Origin of the sequence: Kitasatospora sp. NPDC090308, assembly GCF_044769485.1 — a bacterium.
Taxonomy (GTDB): Bacteria; Actinomycetota; Actinomycetes; order Streptomycetales; family Streptomycetaceae; genus Kitasatospora; species Kitasatospora fiedleri.
In genome coordinates, this window is the sequence record NZ_JBIVXY010000001.1 from 285,447 (window position 1) to 311,026 (window position 25,580).

The following is a 25,580-nucleotide window of genomic DNA, read 5'->3' on the forward strand; positions in this document are numbered from 1 at the left end:
TCTTGCCCGCACCCTGTGTCGCCACGTCACGTCCCGTCCTGCCGGTTGCACTGCCTCCCCGATCCTAGAGGTCGGTGCGGACATCTCCGGCGCGGCGCGGAGCACCTCCCTACCCACGGGTAGACAGTCGTACGATCGACGCGCAACGAAGCGAACCCCGGAAGCAGGAGCACCATGACCGACGCGGCGCCCGTACTGAAAGTGCCCCAGGACGTGCTGGACCACTTCGCCAAGCTGGGGGTGAGCGCGGAGACCTTCTCCGGCGGGCACCTGGGCGAGAAGCTGGGCATCACCATCGTGGAGGCGTCCCCGGACCGGGTGGTCGGGACGATGCCGGTGGAGGGCAACCAGCAGCCGTACGGGCTGCTGCACGGCGGGGCGTCGGCGGCGCTGGCCGAGACGCTGGGCTCGATCGGCGCGATGCTGCACGCCGGCCCGGGCCGCTACGCGGTGGGCGTGGACCTGAACGCGACGCACCACCGCTCGGCGACCTCGGGCCTGGTGACGGGCGTGGCGACGGCGGTGTTCAAGGGCCGCACGGCCGCGACGTACGAGATCGCGGTGACGGACGACACCGGCCGCCGGATCACCTCCTGCCGGCTGACCTGCATGCTGCGCGACCTCTAGGCCCTGTCCGCCCGAGCGCGGCGGCACGACCGCGGCACACCGCCGCGGCGGCACCCCGCAGAGCACGGCCCCGCGCGCGCCCCCTCGGAGTTTGGCCGGTCCCCGCCAGGGGCAATCTCGGCTGGACGAGGGGGCGCCGCCATGTCCGGAGAGCGCGAACTGCCGAGCGGCCCAGGGGGGTTCCTCGGTCCGGTCGAGCCGGGCGAGGGCACCTGGACGCCGCTCGTGCTGCGTCCGGAGCGGCCGCCCGAGCGTCCGCCGCGCCTGCTGAGCAGGCGTCAGAAGTGCGTGCTGGCAAGTTTGTTGCTGCTGTTGGCGCTGGGACTGACGATCCGGCACGCGGTGAACTACCCTGGGCGAGCGTCGGGTTCGCCCCCACCGGGGCAACTCCCGCCGTTCCCCTCGCAGTCGACCAGGTTCGAGTACGACGGTCCGGCCCCGGCCGGGTCGGACTCCTTCGCCCTGCGGCTGGCGGTGCGCAACACCGGGCCCGCCCCGGTGGACGTGCTGGGGGTGAGCCAGGGGTACCGGGGGCTGACCGTGCGGGTCTCGGGCTGGCTGCCGCGGACGGTGCCGCCCGGGGGGACGCTCTCGCTGCGGGTGGGGCTGGAGGTCGTGGACTGCTCGGGGGCGCCGGCGGACGCGAGCCTTCCTTTCCTGGATGTAACGCTGCGTAATACGCGCGCAATGGAGACCGTGAGTCAGATCCTGGGCACCCCCTACGCCCGGGACCTTTCCGCCGCTCTGCATTCCGCCTGCGACGTCACCGATTATCGGACGTCCGCGACCAGCCCCCAATCTGCGGACAAACCTGTCCGATAATCGGTGAACCCAGGCGTGACCTGCGAGTTGAGGAAGGAGTCCATCCGCTACTCGGGACGGGTCCCGGAATTTCCGGCTCCACCTGGGGTTTTCGACCATGATGTGAGATCAGCCGACGCCGTGGTCATAACAAGAGAATCACAGCCTCACCCGCCCCACTGCCCGAGCAGCCAGCGGCGGTCTAGAGTCACGCCCAGTCACCGCACCGTCCGGTTACCGGGCGGCGCCGTCGCGATTCGGCACCGCCAGCCCTGTGCGCGTGTCCTCCAGATCCCGAAGGAGACCCTCCTCGTGCGAAAGAGCTCACTTCTCATCGTGACCATGGCCGTGACCGGAGCGCTCACGCTCTCCGCGTGCGGCTCGCGCGGCGGAAAGTCCGACTCCGGCTCGGACAGCGCGAAGGGCGACACCAAGGTCGTCATCGGCGTGGACGCCCCGCTCACCGGCAAGCTGTCCGCCCTGGGCCAGGGCATCAAGAACTCCGTGGACCTGGCCGTCAACAAGGCCAACAAGGACAAGGTCGTCCCGGGCGTCACCTTCGCCATCGAGCCGCTGGACGACCAGGCCAACCCGACCTCGGGCCAGCAGAACGCCACCAAGCTGGTCGGCGAGAAGGACGTCGCCGGCGTGGTCGGCCCGCTGAACTCCAGCGTCTCGCTGACCATGCAGAAGGTCTTCAACGACGCCCACCTGGCCCAGATCTCCCCGGCCAACACCAACCCGCAGCTGAGCCTCGGCCCGGACTGGGGCAGCGGCAAGTTCACCCGCCCGTACGCCTCGTTCTTCCGCACCGCCACCACCGACGTCGTGCAGGGCAAGTTCGCCGCCCAGTACCTGTTCAACGACGCGAAGAAGACCAAGGTCTACGTCATCGACGACAAGAAGACCTACGGCGCGGGCCTGGCCGCGATCTTCCAGGAGGAGTTCAAGAAGCTCGGCGGCACCGTGGTCGGCACCGACCACGTCAACCCCGACGACAAGGACTTCTCCGCGGTCGCCACCAAGGTCGCCGCCGCCGGCGCCGACTCGGTCTACTACGGCGGCGAGTACCCCGAGGCCGGCCCGCTCTCCGACCAGATCAAGAAGGCCGGCGCCGCCGTCCCGCTGTTCGGCGGCGACGGCATCTACGACGACGAGTACATCAAGCTGTCGAACGGCAACAGCAACGGCGACCTCGCCACCTCGGTGGGCGCCCCGGTCGAGGAGCTCGACTCCGCCAAGACCTTCATCGACGACTACAAGGCCGCCAACTACAAGGACGCGTACGCGGCCTACGGCGGCTACTCCTACGACGCCGCCTGGTCGCTGGTCGAGGCCGTGAAGGCGGTCGTCGCGGCCAACGGCGGCAAGGTGCCCTCCGACCTGCGCCAGAAGGTCATCGACGCGCTCGGCAAGGTCTCCTTCGACGGCGTCACCGGCAAGGTCTCCTTCGACCAGTACGGCGACACCACCAACAAGCAGCTGACCGTCTACACGGTCAAGGACGGCAAGTGGACCGCCGTCAAGAGCGGCACCTACAACGGCTGATCCCTCCCCCAGCACCACCCACAGCCGATCGGCGGGGGGCGCCACGAGCGCCCCCCGCCTCTCCTTCCCCCAACCACGGAGGCCTGCGGTGCACGAACTGCCGCAAAACCTGGCCAACGGCCTGATGCTCGGGCTGATGTACGGCCTGATCGCCGTCGGCTACACGATGGTCTACGGCATCGTCCAGCTCATCAACTTCGCCCACGGCGAGGTCTTCATGATCGGCGGCTTCGGCGCGCTGACCGCCTACGCGGCGCTGCCGCAGGGCACCTCGCTCTGGCTGGCCCTGCCGGTCATGATCGTCGGCGGTGTGATCGCCTCCGTGGTCACCGCCACCGCCGCCGAGCGGTTCGCCTACCGGCCGCTGCGCACCGCGCCCCGGCTGGCCCCGCTGATCACCGCGATCGGTCTGTCCATCGCGCTCCAGCAGGTGGTCTGGGCGTTCTACCCCGGCGCCAAGAAGGCCGTCTCCTTCCCGCACTTCAACGGCGCGGCGTTCGACCTCGGCCTCTTCCACATCCAGCGCAACGACCTGTTCCTGCTGATCGCCGCCCCGCTGTGCATGGTCTTCCTGGCCTCGTTCGTCCGGCTGACCCGCACCGGCCGCGCCATGCAGGCCACCGCGCAGGACCCGGACACCGCCAAGCTGATGGGCATCAACACCGACCGGATCATCGTGGTCGCCTTCGCGCTCGGCGCGGCCTTCGCGGCGATCGCCTCCGTGGCGCACGGCCTGCGCTACGGCAACATCGACTTCATGATGGGCTTCATGGCCGGCCTGAAGGCGTTCACCGCGGCCGTCCTGGGCGGCATCGGCAACATCTACGGCGCGATGCTCGGCGGCCTGGTCCTCGGCGTCGCCGAGTCGCTGGCCACCGCGTACATCGAGAACGTCCCCGGCCTGCACCAGCTCGGCGGCGCCGGCTGGGCCAACGTCTGGGCGTTCGTGCTGCTCATCGTCGTGCTGCTGGTCCGGCCCCAGGGCCTGCTCGGCGAGCGCGTCGCGGATCGGGTGTGAGGCAGATGACCACGTCCCACGAGACCACCCCCGTCCTGTCCCTGCCGACCGCCGCGGCCCGCGCCGCCGTGGTGGCGGGCGGCGTCCTGGCCGCGGCCTCCGCGCTGATGTCCTGGACCTGGACCGCCGACTTCCCCGGCGACCTGACCTACTACGGCTCCCCGGCCGGCCTGCAGTGGCTGGCCCTGGTCGGCGGCCTGCTGACCGTCCTGCTGGCGCTGGCCGCCGCGCGGGTGCCCGGGCTGCGCTGGCTGAGCCCCTCCGGCAGCAACAACGGCGTGCTGTTCGCCGCCGTCGGCACCCTCGCGGTGTGCTGGTACGCGGTCATCGCGATCGCGGCGGAGCTCGGCGGCCTGGCCAACCTCGACCCGGGCGGCTGGGTGGCCGGCGTCGGCTCGCTGCTGGCCGTGGCCGGCGCGCTGGGCCTGCCGCTGGACCGCCGCACCACCGTCCGGCGCCCCGCCGAGCGCTGGTGGGCGTACGCGGTGGCCGCCGCCGCCCTGCTGGTGTACTTCGGCCTGGACCAGGGCTGGCTGCTGCACGCGATCCCCGTCGGCGTGCAGCCGATCCTCACCGAGAACACCTGGTTCTTCCTCGCCCTGCCCGGCCTGCTGGCCGTGCTGCGGCTGTGGCTGCTGCTGGACGGCTGGACCCGGATCGGCCGGATCGAGCGCCGGCGGCCCGCCGCCCGCGCCCTGCCGTCCTGGGCGGAGATCCTGGTGATCACCGCGGTGTTCGCGGTGGGCCTGGGCGCCGCCGACTTCGGCATCTCCACCGAGTACGGCGAGCTGTTCATCGGTTTCCTGCTGCTGGTGGCCGCCGCCACCGCCGCGCTGAACGCCTCCGGCGCGGTCGGCCGGCTGGCCGAACTGACCACCCGGCACCGCGCGGTGACCACCGGGGCGGCGTTCGCCGCGGCCGCCGCGTTCCCGTTCACCCAGGGCAGCGACACCTACGTCCTGATCGGCGTCAACATCCTGATCTTCGCCACCGTGGCGCTCGGCCTGAACGTGGTGGTCGGCCTGGCCGGTCTGCTCGACCTCGGATACGTGGCCTTCCTCGGCGTCGGCGCGTACGCGGCGGCGCTGGTCTCCGGCTCGCCGTTCTCGGCCTTCCGCGGCGTGCACCTGCCGTTCCCGCTGGCCGCACTGGTCGGCGCGCTGGCCGCGCTGGTGTTCGGCGTGGTGATCGGCGCGCCGACGCTGCGGCTGCGCGGCGACTACCTGGCGATCGTCACCCTCGGTTTCGGTGAGATCTTCCGGATCGCGATGAACAACCTGGACGGCAGCTCCGGCCCGAGCCTGACCAACGGCCCCAACGGCATCGCCGCGATCCCCGACGTCAACCTGTTCGGCTTCGACTTCGGCCAGCCGCACGACGTCCTCGGCCTGCACCTGGGCAAGTTCGGCAACTACCTGCTGCTGATGCTGGTGGCCACCGCGATCGTGGTGACGGTGTTCGGCCGGGTCGCCAACTCCCGGATCGGCCGGGCCTGGGTGGCGATCCGCGAGGACGAGACGGCGGCCGAGGCGATGGGCATCAACGGCTTCCGGGTGAAGCTGATCGCCTTCGCGCTGGGCGCCACCCTGGCCGGCCTGGCCGGCGCGGTGCAGGCGCACGTGGCGAGCGCCGTCTCGCCCGACCAGTACCAGTTCGCCGGGGCCGTCCCGCCCAACTCGGCGTTCCTGCTGGCCGCGGTGATCCTGGGCGGCATGGGCACCATCAGCGGCCCGCTGGTGGGCGCGGCCCTGCTGTTCCTGATCCCGGCGAAGCTGCAGTTCCTGCAGTCCTACCAGCTGCTGGCCTTCGGCGTGGCGCTGATCCTGCTGATGCGCTTCCGCCCGGAGGGGCTGATCGCCGGCCGCCGGCAGCAGCTGGAGTTCCACGAGGCGGACGCGGAACTGCCCGCGCAGGCCGCCCCGATCGACGACGTACCGACCAAGGCTGGGGCGTGAGCACCGTGACGACCACCGACACCGCTCCCGCCGCCCCGGCGTCCGAGCCGCTCGCCGAACCCGTGCTGGAGGCTTCCGGCGTGGTGATGCGCTTCGGCGGCCTCACCGCCGTGAACGACGTCGACCTGACGGTCCGCCAGGGCGAGATCGTCGGTCTGATCGGCCCGAACGGGGCCGGGAAGACCACCTTCTTCAACTGCCTGACCGGGCTGTACGTCCCGACCGAGGGCACCGTGAAGTACAAGGGCACGGTGCTGCCGCCGAAGCCGCACCTGGTGACCCAGGCGGGCATCGCCCGGACCTTCCAGAACATCCGGCTGTTCTCGAACATGACGGCGCTGGAGAACGTCCTGGTGGGCCGGCACACCCGCACCAAGGAGGGCCTGTTCTCGGCGATCCTGCGCGGTCCGGGCTACCGGCGGGCCGAGGCGGAGAGCCGCGAACGCGCCCGGGAGCTGCTGGAGTTCTGCGGCCTCGGCGCGAAGGCCGACCACCTGGCCCGCAACCTCCCGTACGGCGAGCAGCGCAAGCTGGAGATCGCCCGGGCGCTGGCGTCCGAGCCGGGCGTGCTGCTGCTGGACGAGCCGACGGCGGGCATGAACCCGCAGGAGACCCGGGCCGCCGAGGAGTTGGTCTTCGCCATCCGGGACCTGGGCATCGCCGTGCTGGTGATCGAGCACGACATGAAGTTCATCTTCAACCTGTGCGACCGCACCGCCGTGCTGGTGCAGGGCCGGAAGATCGTCGAGGGCGACCGGGAGACCGTCCAGAACGACGAGCGGGTCGTCACCGCGTACCTGGGCGCCCCGCTCGAAGGAACCACCGCAGCTCAGGAGGACGGCCAGTGACCGCTCTGCTGGAGGTCGAGGACCTCCGTGTCGCCTACGGCAAGATCGAGGCCGTCAAGGGCATCTCGTTCACGGTCGCGGAGGGCGAGGTCACCACCCTGATCGGCACCAACGGCGCCGGCAAGACCACCACCCTGCGCACCCTGTCCGGGCTGCTGCGGCCGACCGCGGGCAAGGTCCTGTTCCAGGGCGCGGCGATCGACACCGTGCCCGCGCACCGGATCGTCGCGCTCGGCCTGGCGCACTCCCCCGAGGGCCGGCACATCTTCCCGCGGATGACCATCGAGGAGAACCTGCTGCTCGGCGCGTTCCTGCGCCGGGACGCGGCGGGCATCGCCGAGGACGTGGAGCGGGCCTGCACGCTCTTCCCGATCCTGGCCGAGCGCCGCAAGCAGGCCGCGGGCACCCTCTCCGGCGGCGAGCAGCAGATGCTGGCGATGGGGCGGGCGCTGATGTCCCGGCCCAAGCTGCTGATGCTGGACGAGCCGTCGATGGGCCTGTCGCCGCTGATGATGCAGAAGATCATGGCGACCATCGTGGAGCTGAAGGCCGCGGGCACCACCATCCTGCTGGTGGAGCAGAACGCGCAGGCCGCCCTCTCGCTCTCGGACCGGGCGTACGTGATGACCACCGGCCGGATCACCCTGTCGGGCACCGGCGCGGAGCTGCTGCACGACGAGTCGGTGCGCCGCCAGTACCTGGGCGAGGACTGACCCTCCGCACGCGCCGGTGCCCCCGCCCCCTCGACGGGGGGCGGGGGCACCGGCGCGTGCGCGCGGGGGCGGGCTCAGCCCTCGGCGGCCTCGGTCTTCTTGCGGTCCTGGGCGGCGCCCTCCTCGATCACGGCCTCGGCGACGGCGGCCATGGTCATCCGGCGGTCCATCGAGGTCTTCTGGATCCAGCGGAACGCGGCGGGCTCGTTGAGGCCGAACTTGGTCTGCAGCACGCTCTTGGCGCGGTCGACCAGCTTGCGGGTCTCCAGCCGCTGCGAGAGGTCCGCGATCTCCTGCTCCAGGGTCCGCATCTCGGTGTAGCGGGAGACCGCCATCTCGATGGCCGGGACGAGGTCGCTCTTACTGAACGGCTTGACGATGTACGCCATCGCGCCGGCGTCGCGGGCCCGGTCGACCAGCTCGCGCTGGGAGAACGCGGTGAGCATCAGCACCGGGGCCAGGTGCTGCTCGTGGATGCGCTCGGCGGCCGAGAGGCCGTCCAGGACGGGCATCTTCACGTCCAGGATGGCCAGGTCGGGCTTGAGCTCCTCGACCAGCCTGACCGCCGTCTCGCCGTCACCGGCCTCGCCGACGACGGTGTAGCCCTCCTCCTCCAGCATCTCCTTGAGGTCGAGGCGGATCAGTGCCTCGTCCTCGGCGATGACGATTCGGGTGATCTGGGGCGAGTCGGTGTCAAGCGGCTGTGCCTGCTCGTCGGCGGTGCTCACGGGGCTCCTCGGTCCGGCGGGGTGCTGCATGCATGAGCCTACCCAGACGCGGTATGTTTGGTTCACCGCGGTGGGGGGTTGAACCTTCGTTCCGCTGGGCCCCGATAGCCCAATCGGCAGAGGCAACGGTCTCAAACACCGTCCGGTGTGGGTTCGAATCCCACTCGGGGCACTTTCTCTTCGAATCCAAGGCGGCGCCGGCCGCCGTTCCTCCCTGCGCGAGATCCGTCTCACCCGGCGCCTCACCCGGCGTCCCGCCCCGCGTCTCACCCGGCGTCTCACCCGGCCGCGAGCGTGATCGACACCGGCCCGGCCGCGGCGCCCTCCGCCGAGCCGTCCGCCGCCTCCAGGGTGTAGGTGCCGGCGGTCTCCCCGTAGAAGTCGAACCAGGCCGCCAGGCTGACGGTGTCCGGCCGCCCGACGTAGGCGGTGGCGCCGATCGGGGCGCTGGGGGCGAGCCGGCGGCCGTCGGGCAGGGTCAGGTGCAGGTCCAGCCGGTCGGCGGTGGTGCCGGCCGGGGCGTCGAACAGGATCTCCGCGCTGTGCTGGCCGGGCTTCAGGGCGCGCAGCGCGCGGGGCACGAAGGGCGTGGTGCCGAGCGGCACCGCGGGGGCCGGGACGGGGCTGCCGGTGCAGTCCTCGCGCAGCCGGGCGGAGGCCAGCAGCAGCCGGTAGCGGCCGGTGCGCACCACGCCGGTGGAGGCGCGCAGCGGGGTCGGCCGGAGGTCGACCGCGTCCTGTCCGGCGCGGGCGCCCACCGGCAGCACCGCGCGGGCCGCGCCGGGGGCGGCCAGCACCAGGGCGAGGCGGTCCGGGTCCAGCGGCTGCCCGGGGGTGCCGACGTCCTGCACGGTGACGGTCAGCGAGGCGTAGCCGAACGGCGGCGGCCGGACCTCCAGCGGGCCGCTGACCGCGACGCCGTCGGACTCCAGCGCCACCCGGGGCAGGGCGGGCGCGGCCGGCACCGGCGACTCGACGACGACGCCCAGGACGAGTTCGACCGCGGTGCGGCCGTCGGGCTGCGTGGTCGCGGTGACCTTGGTGAGCCGGTAGGAGCTGCCGCCCCACCACGCCGTCCGGTCGACGGCCACGCTCCGGGCCGCGGGGCCGGTGGGGCTCCCGGACGCCACCTCCCGCAGGGTGTCCGCGCCGTAGGGGGTGCAGCCGGCGGTGAGGACGGCCGCGGCGCAGAGCACGGCGGTGCGGCGGCGTATCAAGCGGTTCCTTCCCCCGTTCCCGGCGCGGCCCGGCCCCGGGACCCCCGGGGCATGCTACCGACAACGCGCCGGGGGCGCGGGGAGCCGCTGACGGCCCGTCACGCGGCGGCCGGGCCCGCCCCCGCGTCCGGTGCGCGGCGGGCGGGCCCGGCCGCGGGCCGTCAGTTGGCCGGTTCGCCGACGTGGTGCACCCGCACCAGATTGGTGGAGCCGGCCAGGCCGGGCGGGGACCCGGCGGTGATGATCACGACGTCGCCGGGCGCGCAGCGGCCCAGGCTCAACAGCGCGGAGTCGACCTGGGCGACCAGTTCGTCGGTGGTGGTGACGAACGGGCCGAGGAAGGTCTCCACGCCCCAGGTCAGCGCCAACTGGCTGCGCACGGCGGGCTCGTAGGTGAACGCCAGGACCGGGATCGGCGAGCGGTAGCGGGTCAGCCGGCGGGCGGTGTCGCCGCTCTGGGTGAACGCGATCAGGTACTTGGCGTCCAGGAAGTCGCCGATCTCGGCGGCGGCCCGGGCCACCGCGCCGCCCTGGGTGCGGGGCTTGCCGCTCGCGGTGAGCGGCGGCAGGCCCTCCGCCAGGACCTCCTCCTCGGCGGCCTCGACGATCCGGGCCATGGTCCGGACCGTCTCGACCGGGTACTTGCCGACCGAGGTCTCGCCGGAGAGCATCACCGCGTCGGTGCCGTCCAGCACCGCGTTGGCGACGTCGGACGCCTCGGCCCGGGTCGGCCGGGAGGCGTTGATCATCGAGTCCAGCATCTGGGTGGCGACGATCACCGGTTTGGCGTTGCGCTTGGCCAGCTTGACCGCGCGCTTCTGGACGATCGGCACCTGCTCCATCGGGAGTTCGACGCCCAGGTCGCCGCGGGCGACCATGATGCCGTCGAAGGCGTCCACGATGGATTCGAGGTTCTCCACCGCCTGCGGCTTCTCGATCTTGGCGATGACCGGGATCCGGCGGCCCTCCTCGGCCATGATCCGGTGCACCTCCTCGACGTCCTTCCCGCTGCGCACGAACGACAGCGCGACGATGTCGGCCCCGGTCCGCAGCGCCCAGCGCAGGTCTTCGACGTCCTTGTCGGAGAGCGCGGGCACCGAGACGGCGACACCGGGGAGGTTGAGGCCCTTGTGGTCGGAGACCAGTCCGCCCTCGACGACGGCGCAGCGCACCCGGGGGCCGTCGACGCGGGTGACCTCCAGGGTGACCCGGCCGTCGTCGACCAGGATGCGCTCGCCGGGCGAGACGTCCGCGGCCAGGCCCTTGTAGGTGGTGCCGCAGACCTCCCGGTCGCCGGGGACGTCGTCGACGGTGATGGTGAACTCGTCGCCGCGTTCCAGCAGGACCGGCCCGTCGGCGAAGGTGGCGAGGCGGATCTTCGGGCCCTGGAGGTCGGCCAGCACCCCGACGCTGCGGCCCGTCTCGTCCGAGGCCTTGCGGACCCGGTGGTAGCGGTCCTCGTGCTCCGCGTGGGAGCCGTGGCTGAGGTTCAGTCGGGCGATGTCCATGCCGGCGTCGACCAGGGCCTTGATCTGGTCGTACGAGTCTGCGGCAGGCCCGAGAGTACAAACGATTTTTGCTCGGCGCATACAGCAGAGCCTAGGCATTACCGGGTCGTAACAGCGCGGTTCCGGCCAGTCCCGCCATGGCAGTTGGCAGAAGATTCGGTGAACGGACCCGCACCGTGCGAACGGTGGCGCGCGGGGTGAGCGGCCGGCGCCCGGATTGACGCACGGGAGTTCGCCGGGGGACGGGCCGGCGGCCACCGGACGGGCCCGCAGTCGGCCACCGGACGGGCCCGCGATCGGCCCGCGGCAGACCCGCGATCGGCACGCGGCGGACGGCCGCGGACGGCCGCGTCGCCCGGGGGTCACCGGGATCTCACCCGTTGGACGGCGGAGGGGTCTGGCCCCGGCGGCCGGAAAGCGGCAGACTGCCAGTCGCGTTTTCTACGCGCGTCACCACGGGTGGCGGGGTGTCACCTGCCCCGCCCCGGACGCCGGCTGACCTCCCGTACCGCCGACTTGGAGTCCTCGATGTCCCTCAACCGCCGTGACTTCGTCACCCGCTCCGCCGCCACCGCGGCCGGCGCCGCCCTGGTCGGCGGCCTGTCCGCCGCCGCGGCCACCCCCGCCGCCGCCGCGGACCACGACCGGGACGAGTCCCACGGCAGGGGCCCCGTCCCGTTCAAGGGCGCCTTCACCGTGATGGGCACCACCGACCTGCACGGCCACGTCCTCAACTGGGAGTACTTCACCGACTCCGAGTACGACGACGCCGCGCACAACGACGTCGGCCTGGCCAAGATCTCCACCCTGGTCGAGCAGGTCCGCAAGGAGAAGGGCCGCGGCCGCACCCTGCTGATCGACGCCGGCGACACCATCCAGGGCACCCAGCTCTCGTACTACTACGCCCGGATCGAGCCGATCACCGGCAAGCGCCCCCCGCGCCACCCGATGGCCGCCGCCATGAACGCCATGGGCTACGACGCCGCCGCGCTCGGCAACCACGAGTTCAACTACGGCATCCCGCTGCTGCGCGCCTACCAGCGGCAGCTGGACTTCCCGCTGCTCGGCGCCAACGCGGTCAACGTCAAGGACGAGAAGCCGGCCTTCCCGCCCTACGTCATCCGCGAGCTGCACCTCGGCCACGGCCGCCCGGTCCGGGTCGGCATCCTCGGCCTGACCAACCCCGGCATCGCCATCTGGGACAAGGCCAACGTGCAGGGTCAGCTGGCCTTCCCGGGCATCCCCGAGATCGCCGCCAAGTGGGTCCCCAAGGTCCGCGCGGCCGGCGCCGACGTGGTCGTGATCACCGCGCACACCGGCGTGGACGGCTCCTCCTCCTGGGGCGACCAGCTGCCGTACGCGGAGAACGCGGGCGCCCAGATCGCCGCGACCGTGCCCGGCGTCGACGCGATCCTGGTCGGCCACGCCCACAAGGAGGTCCCGCAGCGGATCGTGGTCAACACCGCGACCGGCAGGAACGTCGTCCTGTCCGAGCCCGCGCTCTGGGGCGAGCGGCTGACCTGCTTCGACTTCGAGGTCGAGTACGCCCGCGGCCAGTGGACCGTCACCGGCGTCAGCGCGCGGCTGCTGAACTCCAACACCGTCGCCGAGGACCCGAAGGTCGTCAAGCTGGTCAAGGACCAGCACCGGAAGGTCGTCGCGTACGTCAACCAGGTCATCGGCACCTGCAAGGAGACCCTCTCCATCGCCGAGTCCCGCTTCCGGGACACCCCGATCATCGACCTGATCGGCCGGGTCCAGGCCGACGCGGTGCGCGACGCGCTGGCCGGCGGCCCGTACGCGGCCCTGCCGGTGCTCGCCCAGGCCGCGCCGTTCAACCGCACCGCGGTCATCCCGGCCGGCCAGGTCAAGCTGCGCGACGCGGCCGGCCTGTACATCTACGAGAACACCCTGGAGGCCCGCGTCCTGACCGGCGCCCAACTCAAGGACTACCTGGAGTACTCCGCCAAGTACTACGCCCAGGTCGCCCCCGGGGCCCCGGTCGACCGGGACGCGCTGACCAACCAGGCCGACAACACCCCCGACTACAACTACGACTCGATCTACGGCCTGTCCTACGACATCGACATCGCGCAGCCGGTCGGCAGCCGCATCACCAACCTGTCGCACCAGGGCGCGCCGGTCGACCCGGCGGCGGAGTTCGTCCTCGCCGTCAACAACTACCGCGCCAGCGGCGGCGGCAACTTCCCGCACGTCGCGGCCGCCCGGCAGGTGTGGGCCGACTCCGACGAGATCCGCAACACGATGATCACCTGGGTGAAGGCCAAGGGCGTCATCGACCCGGCCGACTTCTCCGGCGGCGCCAACGGCGGCTGGCGCCTGGTCCGGGCCGGCGTCCCGGTCTTCTAGCACCCGGCACGCCGTCAAGGACGCGGGGCCGCCCGGGAGTCACCCTCCCGGACGGCCCCTTCCGCTGCCGCCGGAGCCGCGCGGGCGGCCCGGCTCAGAACGGGAAGCGCGAGCGCCCGTGCTGGATCGAGATCCACTTGACGGTGGTGAACGCGTCCAGGCTGCTGTCGCCGCCGAGCCGGCCGACCCCGGAGTTCTTCTCGCCGCCGAACGGCACGATCGGCTCGTCCGCGATCGTGCCGTCGTTGACGTGGATCATGCCGGTGTCGATCCGCTGGGCGAACCGCACGCCGCGCTCGACGTTCGCGGTGTGCACCGCGCCGGACAGGCCGAACGGGGTGTCGTTGGCGATCCGGACCGCCTCGTCCTCGCCGTCGAAGGGGATCAGCAGCGCGACCGGGCCGAACACCTCCCGGCGCAGGATCGGGTCGTCCGCCGGGATGTCGGTGAGGACGGTGGGCCGGACCAGGGTGCCGACGGTGGTGCCGTGCAGCAGGGGGCGGGCGCCGGCCGCCACCGCGCGCTCGACCTCGGCGGTGATCGCCTCGGCCTGGGCGGCGTTGATCAGCGGGCCGAGCTGGGTGGCGGGGTCGCCGGGGTCGCCGACCACCAGCGAGGCCACCTTGGCGGTGAACTTCTCGCTGAACTCGTCGAACACCGCGCGGTCGACCAGGATGCGGTTGGCGGCCATGCAGATCTGGCCCTGGTGGACGAAGCGGCTGGCGACGGCGGCGCCCACCGCGTAGTCGACGTCGGCGTCGTCGAGGACCACCAGCGCGCTGTTGCCGCCGAGTTCGAGGACGACCCGCTTGAGGTGGCTCGCGGCGACCGTGGCCACGTGCCGGCCGACCCCGTCGGAGCCGGTGAAGGCGATGACCTTGGGCACCGGGTGCTCGATGAACGCGTCGCCGATCTCGGCGATGTCGGTGAGGACGACGTTCAGCAGGCCGGCCGGCAGCCCGGCCTCCTCGAAGATCTTCGCGATCAGGGTGCCGCCGGCCACCGGGGCGTCCTGGTGCGGCTTGAGGACGACCGCGTTGCCGAGGGCGAGCGCCGGGGCGACGGCCTTCAGCGAGAGGAAGACCGGGGCGTTGAACGGGCTGATCACGCCGACCACGCCGACCGGGAGCCGGTAGAGCCGGTTCTCCTTGTCCGGCATCGGCGAGGGCAGGATGCGGCCCTCGGCGCGCAGCGCCAGCGCGCCGGCCTCCCGGATCATGTCCTTGACCAGGGCGAGTTCGAAGCCGGACTTCATCAGGGTGCCGCCGAGTTCGACGGTCATCACCCGGAGGATCTCCGCCTCGCGCTCCTCGACCACCCGCAGGGCGCGCTCGAAGACCAGGCGCCGCTGGTAGGGGCTGGTGGCGGCCCAGGCGGGCTGGGCGCGCTCGGCGGCGCGGTAGGCCTGGTCGATCTCCTCGGCGGTGGCGACGGTGAAGGAGGCGAGCTTCTCCCCGCTGAAGGGGTCGAGGTCCACGATGTCCCAGGAGCCGGTCCCCTCCCGCCACTGACCGTCGATGTACTGCTGGGCGAGTTCCGCGATCAAGGACATCAGATCCCTCTCGGCACTAACGACCACCTACTGACGGATCATCATCTTAATTGCGGTTCAGGCGTCTTGGAGGATCTCCGCCAGAAGCGACCGGGTCTCCTCCTCGGACAGCGCCGCCGCCGACACCCGTTCCAGCGCGGTCGTGTACTCGGCCACCTCGACCGGCTTGTCCAGGTACAGCGCGGTGGTGAACTGCTCGACGTAGACCACGTCCGCCAAGTCCGGCTCGGGGAAGCCCAGCACCGTGAACGCCCCGCTGTCCGCCGCCAGCGCGCCCATGCCCAGCGGCAGCACCCGCAGGCTGATCGTCTCGCGCCGGGAGAGCTCGGCCAGCCTGGCCAGCTGACCGCCCATCACCTCGGGGCCGCCGCACGGGCGGCGCAACGCCGTCTCGTCCACGATCAGCTCCAGCCGGGCGGTCGCCCCGGGGGCCAGGAAGCGCTGCTGCCGGCGCAGCCGCACCGCGGCCCGGCGGGCGATCTCCTCGTCGGGGGCGGTCGGGCTGCCGGCCCGCATCACCGCGTGCACGTACTCGGGGGTCTGCAGCAGCCCGGGCACGAACTGCACCTCGTAGCTGCGCACCAGGTTCGCCGCGTCCTCCAGGTTGAGGTACGTCTGGAACCAGCCGGGGACGACGTCCCCGTAACCGTGCCACCAGGACGGGGCGTTGGTCTCGCCGACCAGGCCGAGCAGCGAGGCCCGGGACTCCTCGTCGTCGACGCCGTAGAGCGTCAGCAGGTCCGCCACGTCGCGCTGCTTGAAGCCGACCCGGCCGAGCTCCATCCGGCTGATCTTCGACTCCGAGGCCCGGATCGAGTACCCGGCGTCCTCCCGGGTCACGCCGCGGGCCTCGCGCAGGCGCCGCAGCTGGGCGCCCAACTGGATGCGACGCGCGGTCGCACCGCTGCCCGTCTGCAGGCCCGTCATGCAAACCTCCGCCCCAGGAACGCCAAGTGGACCCCGTGGGATGCAGTCTGCCACTGGGCGACGACACTCCGCGAGGTCCTTCCGGTATTTGGCCAATCCGTTGTACGAGCCCGGGTTTCGACTCCGCCCCGGACAGCCCGGCCGGCCCGGGCCGCACGTCACGGCCCGGGCGGCCCGCCCGGTCACGACCCGGACAGCACGTCCGCCAGCTCGGCCCGGGAGCCCACCCCGAGCTTCGGGTACGCCTTGTACAGGTGGTGCCCGACGGTGCGGGCGCTCAGGAACAGCTGGGCGGCGATGTCCCGGTTGGACAGGCCCTGCGCGGCCAGCCGGACGATCTGCGACTCCTGCGGGGTCAGCCCGGCCACCGTCCGGTCCGGGCCGGACGCGGCGGCGGGCGCACCGGTGGCGTCCAGCTCCAGCCGGGCCCGCTCCGCCCAGGGCGCGGCGCCCAGCCGCCGGAAGGCCAGCTCGGCGGAGCGCAGCGGCGCCCGGGCCTCCGCCCGGCGCCGGGCCCGGCGCAGCCACTCGCCGTACAGCAGCTCGGTGCGGGCCTGCTCCCAGGGGCGGGGCTGCTCGGCGTGCGCGGCCAGCGCCTGCCGGTAGAGGTCCTCGGCGAGCTGGTCGGGGGCCAGCAGCGCGTGGCAGCGGTGCACCAGGGCGCGGGCCCACGGCCGGTCGGCGCGCTCGGCCCAGCGTTCGAACCGGGCCAGCGGGTCGGCGCACTCCTCGTCCCGGCGCAGCCGCACCGCGGCCTCGACCAGGTCGGGCACCGCGCGGACCGCGCTCACCTGGTGGCCGTGCGCGCCGCCGGTGAGCGCGGCCAGCTGCCCGTGGGCGTCCTCGGCCCGGCCGGCGCCCAGGTCGAGCAGGCCGAGCGCCCAGCGGGCCCAGGAGGTGCCCGCGCCGCCCCGGTCGAAGGCCGCGGCGGCCTCCGCCCGGCACGGGTCGCTCTCGCCGCGGGCGGCGGCCAGGTAGGCCAGGAAGCCGTGCACCTGGCCGGTCCACAGCGGCTGTCCGGTGTCCCGGGCGAGTTGCAACGCCTCGGCGGCGTGGTCGGCGGCCAGGCCGGGGCGGCCGTCGAAGAGCTCGGCCTCGGCGAGGAAGAACAGCAGGGTGGGCAGCGTCCCGAAGGAGCCCGTCTCGCGGGCCTCGCGGACCAGGCGGCGGGACAGGTCGAGCACCTCGGCGTCGTGGCCCGGCACCAGCCCGGCCCCGCACGGCAGCACCAGGTCGACCGGGACGGCCGCGCCGGCCGCCCGGGCCGCCCGCTCCGCCTCCGCCAGCGCGGGGCCGTCCGCCTCCCCCAGCGCGGCGTCCAGGTAGCGGGCCACCGGGGCGAGCGGGTCGCCGTCCGGCAGCCGCAGCGCGGTGAGCGCCGCCAGGGTCCGCCGCACCTCCGGGAGGCCGTCGTACCAGGCCACGTGCAGGGCCTGGACCAGCACCCGGGCGGCCGGGCCGGGGTGGTCGGCGGCGACCAGCGCGGCGGCCTCGGTCAGCCGCCGGTGCGCGGGGCGGTGCTCGCCGCGCCAGAACTCGGCCACCCCGCGGGCGAACAGCAGGTGCGCCCGGGTCACCGGGTCGGCGTCCGGTCGGTCGGCGGCGGCGGCCAGCCGCTCGGCCCGCTCGACCTCGCCCGCCTCCAGCGCGGCCTCCACCGCCGCCACCGTCCAGCGGCGGGCCGCCACCGGGTCGGGGCTGAGCCGGGCGGCCCGCTCGTACGCCGCCGAGGCCCCGGTGTGCCCGCCGCGCGAGGCCGCCGCGTCGGCCGCCGCCGCCAGCTCCCCGGCCGCGTCCGCGTCCCGGCCGGTGGCGGCCAGCGCCCGGTGCCAGGCCCGCCGCAGCGGCTCCCCGGGCCCGTAGGCGGCGGCCAGCGCCCGGTGCGCGGCCAGCCGGTCGGCCAGCGGGGCCCGGTCCACCAGCGCGGAGCGCAGCAGCGGGTGGCGGAAGACCGCCCGGCCCGCCGTCAGGTCGACCCGGAGCAGGCCCTGCGCCTCGGCGGGCGCCAGGTCGGCGGCGCTCAGCCCGCTGTGCTCCGCGGCCCGCAGCAGCACCTCCAGGGCGCCGGTCTCCTCCAGGGCGGCCAGCAGCAGCCAGCGCTGCGCGGTGCCGGGCAGCCGGCTGACCTGGCCGTGGTAGGCGAGCCGGAGCCGTCCGGCGGGCGGCAGGGCGCCGGAGGCCCCGGCCGCCGGTAGTTCGCGCAGTGCCAGCGGGTTGCCCCCGGCGGCGGCCAGCACCCGGGCGGGGTCGGCGAGTTCGGGGGCCAGCTCGGCCAGCAGGGCGGCGGCGTCCGGCTCGGCCAGCGGTTCGACCCGCAGTCGGGGCAGCCCGGCCGGGTCCGGCCCGTCCTCCCGGGTCGCCAGCAGCAGGGCCAGGCGCTCGGCGCCGAGCCGGCGGGCCGCCAGCCGCAGCGCCGCCGCGGACTCCGGGTCGGCCCACTGGAGGTCGTCCACCAGGGCCAGCACCGGCCCGTGCTCCGCGAGGTCGCCGAGCAGGGTGAGCACCGCCAGGCCGACCAGCAGCCGGTCCCCGGGCGGGCCCTCGGCCAGTCCCAGGGTGCGTTCCAGCGCGGCCCGTTGCGGCCCGGGCAGGCCGCCGATCCGGTCCAGGGCGGGTGCCAGCAGCTGGCTGAGCAGCGCGTACGGCAGCCGGGCCTCGCTCTCCACCCCGGCCGCCCGCAGCACCCGCCATCCGTCGGCCCGCTCGGCCGCCGCGTCCAGCAGCGCGCTCTTGCCGATGCCCGGCTCCCCGCACAGCACCAGTGCCCCGGCCCGTCCCCCGCCGGCCGCCGCGAGCAGCCGGTCGACCGCGGCCCGTTCCGTCCCCCGTCCGTACAGCATGGGTCGACCCTACCCATGCGCGACCGATTCCCCGGGCCCGCGATCTCCGTAACTTCTTGTCCCGCAAGGAGAGACCACGCAACACAGCGAACCCAAGGAGCCGTCATGGACCTGCAGCACCTCGCCGAGCGCTACCTCGCCGCCTGGAACGAGACCGACCCGGCCGCCCGGCGCAAGCTGGTCGAGGAGACCTGGGCGCCCGGGGGCGCGTACACCGACCCGCTGGTGGAGACCCGCGGCCACGAGCAGTTCGACGCCGCCCTGGCCGCCGTCCAGGCCCAGTTCGCCGGGCTGGTCTTCCGCCTCGGCCCGGTCGACGCGCACCACGACGTCGCCCGCTTCACCTGGGAGCTGGCCGCGGACGGGACCGCGGAGGCCCTGGTGGTCGGCTTCGACGTGCTCACCGCCACCGCGGACGGCCGGATCGCCACGGTGGTCGGCTTCCTGGACAAGGTCCCGTCGGCCTGAGCCGCCCGCCGCCCGCCGCCCGCCACCGGGAACGCCGCCCGGAACGCCGCCGGGAACGACAACGACGCCTGCCCTTACCTGGTCGGGGAGTGGGCAGGCGTCGCGATGACCGGGTCCCGGCGGCTCTGGCGGGTCGGTGTTTGTCGGCCGTACCCCCCTCGCGGGGGGCGTGGGCGTTCTGGGGCCGGTGGTCGTCGGACCACCGACTGGCGGTCGGTCAGACCACCAGCGGACGGTCGGTCGGCTTGATCGGGGCGGGGAGCGCGGTCTTGCCGCCCAGGTACGCGTCGACCGCCGCGGCGGCCGAGCGGCCCTCCGCGATCGCCCAGACGATCAGCGACTGACCGCGACCGGCGTCACCGCAAACGTACACCCCGTCGACGTTGGTGCCGAACTTGCCGTCCCGGGCGACGTTGCCGCGGGCGTCGAGGTCGACGCCGAGCTGCTCGACCAGGCCGTTCTTGACGTCGGTGCCGGTGAAGCCCATCGCCAGGGTGACCAGCTGGGCCGGGATGACCTTCTCGCTGCCGGGGACGGTCTCGAACTTCCCGTCCTTGAACTCGACCTCGACCAGGTGGAGTTCCTGGACGTTGCCGTCCTCGTCGCCGACGAAGTGCGAGGTGGAGACCGAGTAGACCCGCTCGCCGCCCTCCTCGTGGGCCGAGGTGACCTTGTAGGTCATCGGCATGGTCGGCCACGGCTGGTGGGCCGGCCGGGCGTCCGACGGCCGCGGCATGATCTCCAGCTGGGTGACCGAGGCCGCGCCCTGGCGGTGCGCGGTGCCGACGCAGTCCGCGCCGGTGTCGCCGCCGCCGATGACGACCACGTGCTTGCCCTTGGCCGAGATCGGGGAGTCGACGTAGTCGCCCTCCTGGACCTTGTTGGCCAGCGGCAGGTACTCCATCGCCTGGTGGACGCCGTTCAGCTCCCGGCCGGGGACGGGCAGGTCGCGGGCGGTGGTGGCGCCGGCCGCGATGACCACCGCGTCGAAGCGCGAGCGCAGGTCCTGGCCGCTGATGTCGACGCCGGCCTCGACGCCGGTGCGGAAGCGGGTGCCCTCCGCGCGCATCTGCTCGATGCGGCGGTTGATGTGGCGCTTCTCCATCTTGAACTCGGGGATGCCGTAGCGCAGCAGGCCGCCGATCCGGTCGGCGCGCTCGTACACCACCACGGTGTGGCCGGCCCGGGTGAGCTGCTGGGCGGCGGCCAGGCCGGCCGGGCCGGAGCCCACCACGGCGACGGTCTTGCCGGACAGCCGCTCCGGGACCTGCGGGGTGACCCCGCCGCGGTCCCAGGCCTTGTCGATGATGGTGACCTCGACGTTCTTGATGGTCACCGGGTCCTGGTTGATGCCCAGCACGCACGCCGACTCGCACGGAGCCGGGCACAGGCGGCCGGTGAACTCCGGGAAGTTGTTGGTGGCGTGCAGCCGCTCGATCGCGCCGGACCAGTCGTCCCGGTAGGCGAGGTCGTTCCACTCGGGGATCAGGTTCCCGAGCGGGCAGCCGCTGTGGCAGAACGGGATGCCGCAGTCCATGCAGCGGCCGGCCTGCTTGGTGATGATCGGAAGGAGGCTGCGCTCGACGTAGACCTCGTTCCAGTCGCGGAGCCGGACGTCCACCGGACGGCGCTCCGCCAGCTGCTTGGGCGTGGTCAGGAAGCCCTTGGGGTCAGCCATTTGCCGCCTCCATCATCTTGCGAGTGGTCTCCACCTCGGAGAGGCCATCGCGCTCAGCGGCGTCCTTGGCGGCGAGCACAGCCTTGTAGTCGGTGGGCATGATCTTGGAGAAGCGGGAGACCCCGCTGCCCCAGTCGGCCAGGAGCGCGGCGGCGACGGTGGAGCCGGTCTCCTCGTAGTGCTGCTGGACGGTCTCGCGCAGCCATTCGCGGTCGGCCGCACCGGGGGCCTCGATGCCCACCATGCCGCTGTTGACGTTGGCCGGGCGGAGGTCGAGCACGTAGGCGATGCCGCCGGACATGCCCGCCGCCAGGTTGCGGCCGGTCTCGCCGAGGATCAGCACCCGGCCGCCGGTCATGTACTCCAGGCCGTGGTCGCCCACGCCCTCGACCACCAGGGTGGCGCCGGAGTTGCGGACCGCGAAGCGCTCGCCGGCCTTGCCGCGCAGGTGGATGCGGCCGGAGGTGGCGCCGTAGCCGATGGTGTTGCCGGCGATGACGTGGTTCTGCGCGTCGGCGCCGATCGCGGCGGCGTCCCGGGCGGGACGGACCACGAGCACGCCGCCGGACAGGCCCTTGCCGACGTAGTCGTTGGCGTCGCCCTCCAGGCGCAGCGTGACGCCGCGCGGGACGAAGGCGCCGAAGGACTGGCCGGCCGAGCCGGTGAAGGTCACGTCGATGGTGCCCTCGGGCAGGCCCGCGCCGCGGTACCGCTTGGTCACCTCGTGGCCGAGCATGGTGCCGACGGTGCGGTTGACGTTGCGGATCGGCAGCTGGATGCGGACGGCCTCGCCGCGCTCCAGGGCGTCCTCGGCCAGCTCGATGAGCTGGTTGTCGAGCGCCTTGTCGAGCGCGTGGTCCTGGCCGGTGGTGTGGTGCAGGGCCGCGCCCTCGGGCAGCTCGGGGACGTGGAACAGCGGGGCCAGGTCGAGCCCGGCGGCCTTCCAGTGGTCGATCGCGGCCTGGGCGTCGATGTGCTCGGCGTGGCCGACGGCCTCCTCGATCGAGCGGAAGCCCAGCTCGGCGAGGAGCTCGCGGACCTCCTCGGCGATGAACTCGAAGAAGTTGACCACGAACTCGGGCTTGCCGGAGAAGCGCTCGCGCAGCACCGGGTTCTGGGTGGCGACGCCGACCGGGCAGGTGTCCAGGTGGCAGACCCGCATCATGATGCAGCCGGAGACCACCAGCGGGGCGGTCGCGAAGCCGAACTCCTCGGCGCCCAGCAGGGCGGCGATCACCACGTCGCGGCCGGTCTTCAGCTGGCCGTCGGTCTGCACCACGATGCGGTCGCGCAGGCCGTTGAGCAGCAGGGTCTGCTGGGTCTCGGCGAGGCCGAGCTCCCAGGGGCCGCCCGCGTGCTTGAGCGAGGTCAGCGGGGAGGCGCCGGTGCCGCCGTCGTGGCCGGAGATCAGCACCACGTCGGCGTGCGCCTTGGAGACGCCGGCCGCGACGGTGCCCACGCCGACCTCGGAGACCAGCTTCACGTGGACGCGGGCCTGCGGGTTGGCGTTCTTGAGGTCGTGGATCAGCTGGGCCAGGTCCTCGATGGAGTAGATGTCGTGGTGCGGCGGCGGGGAGATCAGGCCGACGCCCGGGGTCGAGTGCCGGGTCCTGGCCACCCACGGGTAGACCTTGTGGCCGGGCAGCTGGCCGCCCTCGCCGGGCTTGGCGCCCTGGGCCATCTTGATCTGGATGTCGTCGGCGTTGACCAGGTACTCGGAGGTGACGCCGAACCGGCCGGAGGCGACCTGCTTGATCGCCGAGCGGCGCTCGGGGTCGTACAGGCGCTCCGGGTCCTCGCCGCCCTCGCCGGTGTTGGACTTGCCGCCCAGCCGGTTCATCGCGACGGCGAGCGTCTCGTGCGCCTCCATCGAGATGGAGCCGTAGGACATCGCGCCGGTGGAGAACCGCTTGACGATCTCGGAGACCGGCTCGACCTCGTCGATCGGGACCGGGGTCCGGCCCAGGGCGTCCAGCTGGAACAGGCCGCGCAGCGTCATCAGGCGCTCGGACTGGGCGTTCACCCGGCCGGTGTACTGCTTGAAGACGTCGTAGCGCTTGGTGCGGGTGGAGTGCTGGAGGCGGAAGACCGTCTCCGGGTCGAACAGGTGCGGCTCGCCCTCGCGGCGCCACTGGTACTCGCCGCCGATGTCCAGCGCGCGGTGCGCGGCGGAGATACCGGAGGCCGGGTACGCCTTGGCGTGGCGGGCGGCGGTCTCCTTGGCGATCTCGTCCAGGCCGATGCCGCCGAGCTTGGTGGTGGTGCCCGCGAAGTAGGCGTCCACCAGCTCCTGGGAGAGGCCGATGGCCTCGAAGACCTGCGCGCCGCGGTAGGAGGCGACGGTGGAGATGCCCATCTTGGACATCACCTTCAGGACGCCCTTGCCGAGCGCCTTGATCAGGTTCTTGATCGCCTTCTCGGGCTCGATGTCCGACACGAACACGCCCTGGGCGACCAGGTCCTCGACCGACTCCATGGCCAGGTACGGGTTGACCGCGCCGGCGCCGTAGCCGACCAGCAGCGCGACGTGGTGCACCTCGCGGACGTCGCCCGCCTCGACCAGCAGCGACACCTGGGTGCGCTGCTTGGTGCGGATCAGGTGGTGGTGGACGGCCGAGGTGAGCAGCAGCGACGGGATCGGCGCGTGCTCGGCGTCCGAGTGCCGGTCGGAGAGCACGACGATGCGGGCGCCGTCGGCGATCGCGGCGTCGGCCTCGGCGGCGATCTCGGCCAGCCGGGCGGCCAGGCCCTGGCCGCCGGCCGCGACCTTGTACAGGCCGGACAGGGTGACGGCCTTCAGGCCGGGCTGGTCGCCGTCCTTGTTGATGTGGACCAGCTTGGCCAGCTCGTCGTTGTCGATCACCGGGAAGGTGATGCCGACCGAGCGGCAGTGCGCCGGGCTGGCGTCCAGCAGGTTGCCCTCGGGGCCGAGGTTGCTGTGCAGCGAGGTGACCAGCTCTTCGCGGATCGCGTCCAGCGGCGGGTTGGTGACCTGGGCGAACAGCTGGGTGAAGTAGTCGAACAGCAGGCGCGGCTTCTCGCTGAGCGCGGCGATCGGCGAGTCGGTGCCCATCGAGCCGAGCGCCTCGCCGCCGGTCCTGGCCATCGGCGCGAGGATGACCCGCAGCTCCTCCTCGGTGTAGCCGAAGGTCTGCTGGCGGCGGGTGACCGAGGCGTGGGTGTGGGCGATGTGCTCGCGCTCGGGGAGCTTGGCGAGCTGGATCTGCCCGCCCGCGACCCACTCCTCGTAGGGGTGCTCGGCGGCGAGGGCGGACTTGATCTCGTCGTCCTCGACGATGCGGTGCTCGGCGGTGTCGATCAGGAACATCCGGCCGGGCTGCAGGCGGCCCTTCTTGGCGACCTTCTCCTGGTCGATGTCGAGCACGCCGACCTCGGAGGAGAGCACGACCAGGCCGTCCTCGGTGATCCAGTACCGGGCCGGGCGCAGGCCGTTGCGGTCCAGGACCGCGCCGATCTGGGTGCCGTCGGTGAAGGTGACGCAGGCCGGGCCGTCCCAGGGCTCCATCAGGTTGGAGTGGTACTGGTAGAACGCGCGGCGGGCCGGGTCCATGGTGGCGTGGTTCTCCCACGCCTCCGGGATCATCATCAGCACCGAGTGCGGCAGCGAGCGTCCGCCGAGGTGGAGCAGCTCCAGGACCTCGTCGAAGGACGCCGAGTCGGAGTGGTCCGGGGTGCAGATCGGGAAGATCCGGTCCAGGTCGCCGGGGATCAGGTCGGTGGCGAGCTGGGACTCCCGGGCGGTCATCCAGTTCCGGTTGCCCTTGACCGTGTTGATCTCGCCGTTGTGCGCGACGAAGCGGTACGGGTGGGCGAGCGGCCAGCTCGGGAAGGTGTTGGTGGAGAAGCGCGAGTGCACCAGGCCGATCGCGGAGGCGTAGAGCCGGTCCGACAGGTCGGGGAAGAAGGGCTCCAGCTGGCCGGTGGTCAGCATGCCCTTGTAGACCAGGGTGCGGGCGGAGAGCGAGGGGAAGTACACCCCGGCCTCCCGCTCGGCGCGCTTGCGCAGCACGAAGGAGACCCGGTCCAGCGCGATGCCGGTGCGCTCGCCGTGGGTGACGAAGACCTGCCGGAAGCGCGGCATGACGCTGCGGGCGGTGGCGCCCAGCAGGTCGGGGGTGACCGGGACGTCGCGCCAGCCGAGGACGGTCAGGCCCTCCTCGGCGGCGATGGCCTCGATCCGGGCGGCCGCGGCGGCGGCCTCCTCGTCGCCGTCCGGGAGGAAGGCGATGCCGACCGCGTAGGAGCCGACGGCGGGGAGCTCGAAGTCCGTGTTCGCACGCAGGAACGCGTCCGGGATCTGGGTCAGGATGCCCGCGCCGTCACCGGAGTCCGGCTCGGCGCCGGTGGCGCCCCGGTGCTCCAGGTTGCGCAGGACGGTCAGCGCCTGCTCGACGATCTTGTGGTCGGCGATGCCGGTCAGCGTGGCCACGAAGCCGACGCCGCAGGCGTCGTGCTCGTTGCGCGGGTCGTAGAGACCCTGGGCCTGGGGACGCGCGTCCGGAACGAGGGCGTAGGGGCCGGTGGCCTTGGCGTCCTCGTGGCCGGAGTGCATGGATGCAGACAGCATCGGCTCTCCCGTCGTCGTAAACAGTTGCTTCATGCAAAGGGACGACGTTGGCCCTGATGCGATTTGTCGGTGCAGGTTACATGATGCCGCCTGTACCGGGAAGTGGATTCATGCGTCCACATCCCGGACTGATCCCCAGGTCAGGGGGCGGATGGGGGAAAGGCGCAGCGTCGCGCGTTCCCTCCAGTGTGCCC

17 protein-coding genes and 1 tRNA gene are annotated in these 25,580 nt (G+C 72.9%); 10 read left to right on the forward strand and 8 right to left on the reverse strand.

Annotation, left to right across the window (positions count from 1 at the left end):
- The first annotated feature begins 174 nt into the window (after nt 1-174).
- From ACIQVD_RS01185 to ACIQVD_RS01215, 7 genes are all read left to right on the forward strand, one after another.
- Complete coding sequence (locus ACIQVD_RS01185; RefSeq protein WP_100835725.1) at nt 175-627, forward strand: PaaI family thioesterase; 453 nt, start codon at nt 175-177, stop codon at nt 625-627.
- A gap of 141 nt (nt 628-768) precedes the next feature.
- On the forward strand, nt 769-1,449 hold the full coding sequence (locus tag ACIQVD_RS01190) for a Tat pathway signal sequence domain protein (protein ID WP_402285171.1): 681 nt from the start codon (nt 769-771) through the stop codon (nt 1,447-1,449).
- Nucleotides 1,450-1,740: 291 nt separating this feature from the next.
- Entirely contained in the window at nt 1,741-2,976 is a 1,236-nt protein-coding gene (locus ACIQVD_RS01195; protein ID WP_402285173.1) for an ABC transporter substrate-binding protein, read from the forward strand.
- 88 nt (nt 2,977-3,064) lie between these two features.
- Nucleotides 3,065-3,994, forward strand: a complete 930-nt coding sequence (locus tag ACIQVD_RS01200; RefSeq protein ID WP_111553205.1) for a branched-chain amino acid ABC transporter permease — start codon at nt 3,065-3,067, stop codon at nt 3,992-3,994.
- 5 nt (nt 3,995-3,999) lie between these two features.
- Nucleotides 4,000-5,949 carry a branched-chain amino acid ABC transporter permease gene (locus ACIQVD_RS01205; protein ID WP_402285175.1) on the forward strand — a complete coding sequence of 650 codons (1,950 nt, stop codon included), beginning with the start codon at nt 4,000-4,002 and terminating at the stop codon, nt 5,947-5,949.
- Nucleotides 5,946-6,797: an ABC transporter ATP-binding protein gene (locus ACIQVD_RS01210; protein ID WP_402285177.1), complete on the forward strand. Its 852-nt coding sequence runs from the start codon at nt 5,946-5,948 to the stop codon at nt 6,795-6,797. The genes ACIQVD_RS01205 and ACIQVD_RS01210 overlap by 4 nt, the downstream gene beginning before the upstream one ends.
- A complete protein-coding gene (locus ACIQVD_RS01215; RefSeq protein ID WP_400688275.1) occupies nt 6,794-7,510 on the forward strand; it encodes an ABC transporter ATP-binding protein in 717 nt (238 codons plus the stop codon). The genes ACIQVD_RS01210 and ACIQVD_RS01215 overlap by 4 nt, the downstream gene beginning before the upstream one ends.
- A 74-nt stretch (nt 7,511-7,584) precedes the next feature.
- Here the strand turns inward: ACIQVD_RS01215 and ACIQVD_RS01220 are convergent, their stop codons facing one another.
- Nucleotides 7,585-8,238 carry an ANTAR domain-containing response regulator gene (locus ACIQVD_RS01220; protein WP_100835731.1) on the reverse strand — a complete coding sequence of 218 codons (654 nt, stop codon included), beginning with the start codon at nt 8,236-8,238 and terminating at the stop codon, nt 7,585-7,587.
- 98 nt (nt 8,239-8,336) lie between these two features.
- Here ACIQVD_RS01220 and ACIQVD_RS01225 point away from each other — a divergent pair.
- Nucleotides 8,337-8,410: transfer RNA gene (locus tag ACIQVD_RS01225), tRNA-Leu, on the forward strand.
- A gap of 106 nt (nt 8,411-8,516) precedes the next feature.
- On the opposite strand, the gene ACIQVD_RS01230 is transcribed toward ACIQVD_RS01225, so the two are convergent.
- Nucleotides 8,517-9,455: a hypothetical protein gene (locus ACIQVD_RS01230; protein ID WP_402285180.1), complete on the reverse strand. Its 939-nt coding sequence runs from the start codon at nt 9,453-9,455 to the stop codon at nt 8,517-8,519.
- A 161-nt stretch (nt 9,456-9,616) separates the two neighbouring features.
- Nucleotides 9,617-11,044 (reverse strand): pyruvate kinase, encoded by a 1,428-nt coding sequence (gene pyk / locus ACIQVD_RS01235; RefSeq protein ID WP_402285182.1) that lies wholly within the window; start codon nt 11,042-11,044, stop codon nt 9,617-9,619.
- Nucleotides 11,045-11,491: 447 nt separating this feature from the next.
- Between pyk and ACIQVD_RS01240 the strand changes: the two genes are divergently transcribed.
- Nucleotides 11,492-13,333 carry a bifunctional metallophosphatase/5'-nucleotidase gene (locus ACIQVD_RS01240; protein WP_400688282.1) on the forward strand — a complete coding sequence of 614 codons (1,842 nt, stop codon included), beginning with the start codon at nt 11,492-11,494 and terminating at the stop codon, nt 13,331-13,333.
- Nucleotides 13,334-13,427: 94 nt separating this feature from the next.
- On the opposite strand, the gene ACIQVD_RS01245 is transcribed toward ACIQVD_RS01240, so the two are convergent.
- The 3 genes from ACIQVD_RS01245 to ACIQVD_RS01255 all read right to left on the reverse strand — a co-directional run bounded on the left by ACIQVD_RS01245 (nt 13,428) and on the right by ACIQVD_RS01255 (nt 18,652).
- Nucleotides 13,428-14,885 (reverse strand): aldehyde dehydrogenase family protein, encoded by a 1,458-nt coding sequence (locus ACIQVD_RS01245; protein WP_400688284.1) that lies wholly within the window; start codon nt 14,883-14,885, stop codon nt 13,428-13,430.
- Between the two features lie 57 nt (nt 14,886-14,942).
- Nucleotides 14,943-15,812: a helix-turn-helix transcriptional regulator gene (locus ACIQVD_RS01250; protein ID WP_100835736.1), complete on the reverse strand. Its 870-nt coding sequence runs from the start codon at nt 15,810-15,812 to the stop codon at nt 14,943-14,945.
- Nucleotides 15,813-15,994: 182 nt separating this feature from the next.
- Nucleotides 15,995-18,652: an AAA family ATPase gene (locus ACIQVD_RS01255; RefSeq protein ID WP_402285185.1), complete on the reverse strand. Its 2,658-nt coding sequence runs from the start codon at nt 18,650-18,652 to the stop codon at nt 15,995-15,997.
- Nucleotides 18,653-18,757: 105 nt separating this feature from the next.
- On the opposite strand from ACIQVD_RS01255, the gene ACIQVD_RS01260 reads away from it, so the two are divergent.
- The gene (locus tag ACIQVD_RS01260; RefSeq protein ID WP_400688289.1) at nt 18,758-19,120 is read left to right on the forward strand and encodes a nuclear transport factor 2 family protein; all 363 of its coding nucleotides are present in this window, start codon (nt 18,758-18,760) and stop codon (nt 19,118-19,120) included.
- 217 nt (nt 19,121-19,337) lie between these two features.
- Here ACIQVD_RS01260 and ACIQVD_RS01265 read toward each other — a convergent pair whose 3' ends face one another.
- Nucleotides 19,338-20,798, reverse strand: coding sequence for a glutamate synthase subunit beta (locus ACIQVD_RS01265; RefSeq protein WP_100835739.1), 1,461 nt, complete (start codon nt 20,796-20,798; stop codon nt 19,338-19,340).
- On the reverse strand, nt 20,791-25,386 hold the full coding sequence (gene gltB / locus ACIQVD_RS01270) for a glutamate synthase large subunit (RefSeq protein ID WP_402285188.1): 4,596 nt from the start codon (nt 25,384-25,386) through the stop codon (nt 20,791-20,793). The genes ACIQVD_RS01265 and gltB overlap by 8 nt, the downstream gene beginning before the upstream one ends.
- Nucleotides 25,387-25,580: the final 194 nt, after the last annotated feature.

Coding starts and splice junctions, on each gene's coding strand:
- ACIQVD_RS01245 (WP_400688284.1), bottom strand. CDS start 14,885: ATGTCCTTGATCGCGGAACTCGCCCAGCAGTACATCGACGGTCAGTGG.
- ACIQVD_RS01205 (WP_402285175.1), top strand. CDS start 4,000: ATGACCACGTCCCACGAGACCACCCCCGTCCTGTCCCTGCCGACCGCC.
- ACIQVD_RS01240 (WP_400688282.1), top strand. CDS start 11,492: ATGTCCCTCAACCGCCGTGACTTCGTCACCCGCTCCGCCGCCACCGCG.
- ACIQVD_RS01190 (WP_402285171.1), top strand. CDS start 769: ATGTCCGGAGAGCGCGAACTGCCGAGCGGCCCAGGGGGGTTCCTCGGT.
- ACIQVD_RS01250 (WP_100835736.1), bottom strand. CDS start 15,812: ATGACGGGCCTGCAGACGGGCAGCGGTGCGACCGCGCGTCGCATCCAG.
- ACIQVD_RS01265 (WP_100835739.1), bottom strand. CDS start 20,798: ATGGCTGACCCCAAGGGCTTCCTGACCACGCCCAAGCAGCTGGCGGAG.
- ACIQVD_RS01185 (WP_100835725.1), top strand. CDS start 175: ATGACCGACGCGGCGCCCGTACTGAAAGTGCCCCAGGACGTGCTGGAC.
- ACIQVD_RS01255 (WP_402285185.1), bottom strand. CDS start 18,652: ATGCTGTACGGACGGGGGACGGAACGGGCCGCGGTCGACCGGCTGCTC.
- ACIQVD_RS01260 (WP_400688289.1), top strand. CDS start 18,758: ATGGACCTGCAGCACCTCGCCGAGCGCTACCTCGCCGCCTGGAACGAG.
- gltB (WP_402285188.1), bottom strand. CDS start 25,386: ATGCTGTCTGCATCCATGCACTCCGGCCACGAGGACGCCAAGGCCACC.
- pyk (WP_402285182.1), bottom strand. CDS start 11,044: ATGCGCCGAGCAAAAATCGTTTGTACTCTCGGGCCTGCCGCAGACTCG.